The sequence below is a fragment of the Serratia marcescens genome (assembly GCF_001902635.1).
Classification (GTDB): domain Bacteria; phylum Pseudomonadota; class Gammaproteobacteria; order Enterobacterales; family Enterobacteriaceae; genus Serratia; species Serratia marcescens_F.
On the sequence record NZ_MJAO01000002.1, the window covers coordinates 100806 to 102123 of the forward strand.

A 1318-nucleotide genomic window follows, 5' to 3' on the forward strand; every position below is an offset into this window, starting at 1 on the left:
TGTCATTGATGGATGTACAAGGAAAACGAGTATGCATTATCGGCGGTGGCCCCTATGGGGTCAGCCTCGGTAAAGAGTTGAACCAGGGGGGGATTGACTATGACCTGTATGAGGCTGAGTCGGACTTTGGCGGCGTATGGAATGCTGACAGCCGCTGTGGCCGCACCTATCCGTCATTGCATCTGATCTCCCCGAAGGTCAATACCCAATATCCCGATTTTCCCATGCCGGAAGATTATCCCCATTACCCCAACCATACACTGATGCAGCAGTATATTCGCCATTATGCGAGAACGTTTGGGGTATATGAAAAAGCCCATTTTAACGTCGCCGTCGTCCGCATTGAACCGCAGGATAATGGCTGGCAGGTTGAATTATCGACCGGGGAAAGAAAGTTTTATTCTTTTGTTTTGGTCAGCAACGGTATGCAACGAGAGGCCCGGTATCCTGAACCGGCCTATCGCGGCCATTTCACCGGCGACATCATGCATTCGATCGATTATCGAACGCCGGAACGGATCAAGGGCAAGCGGGTCTTGATCATCGGCGCCGGCAATTCAGGCTGCGATATCGCGGTTGACGCGGTTCATCATTGCCAGGCCGTCTACCACAGCACGCGCCGCGGTTACTACTATCAGCCCAAATTTATCAATGGCCTGCCGACCCCGAGATGGATGGAAGGGTTAGGGAATAAATTCGACACCCGCGAAGAAACGTTGGCGTATATACAGCAGGTTTTTAAGCTTGCCGGCTATGACGGTACGGATTTCGGCTTAAAGAAACCGGATTATCCGTTGGATGCCTCCCATCCCATCATGAACTCGCAACTGCTCTATTTTATCGGCCACGGCGATATCCAGCCTAAAGGCGATGTGCGTGAATTTCGCGATAATACCGTGATCTTCGACGACGGTTCGCATGTTGAGGTCGATACCCTTATTTACGCGACGGGATATAACCGCCGTTTCCCATTCCTGGACAGCAAATATCTGGAGCTCAAGAACGGCATTCCAGATTGCTTTTTACATATCGTCCCCAAGAACTTTAATAACCTACTCTTTGTCGGGTACATCAATTCAGCCACGGGGTTGGGCGTTTCTGCCCGGTCTCACGGTTTATTCGTGGTGGATTACCTCAAGGCGTATTTCACACAGTCTGCCGGGCTGCACGATTTCACCCGCATGAAGAAAGAACAGAATCCCGACCTTGGACAGCACTATTACATCGGATCTTTCCGGCATCAGTGGGAAGTCGATCTGTGGAAATTTCTTAAGTTATTAGCGCAGTACCGTGAAGTACTCAATAGAAGGTAGAGGCG

Annotated in this window: 1 protein-coding gene; it reads left to right on the top strand. The window is 50.6% G+C overall.

Annotated features, from left to right (window positions below):
- Positions 1-8: 8 nt before the first annotated feature.
- A complete protein-coding gene (locus BHU62_RS02345) occupies positions 9-1313 on the top strand; it encodes a flavin-containing monooxygenase (RefSeq protein ID WP_073529101.1) in 1305 nt (434 codons plus the stop codon).
- The last annotated feature ends 5 nt before the right edge of the window (positions 1314-1318 follow it).

What these genes read in the sequence shown, in the direction of transcription:
- BHU62_RS02345 (WP_073529101.1), top strand. Translation starts at nt 9, where the DNA reads ATGGATGTACAAGGAAAACGAGTATGCATTATCGGCGGTGGCCCCTAT.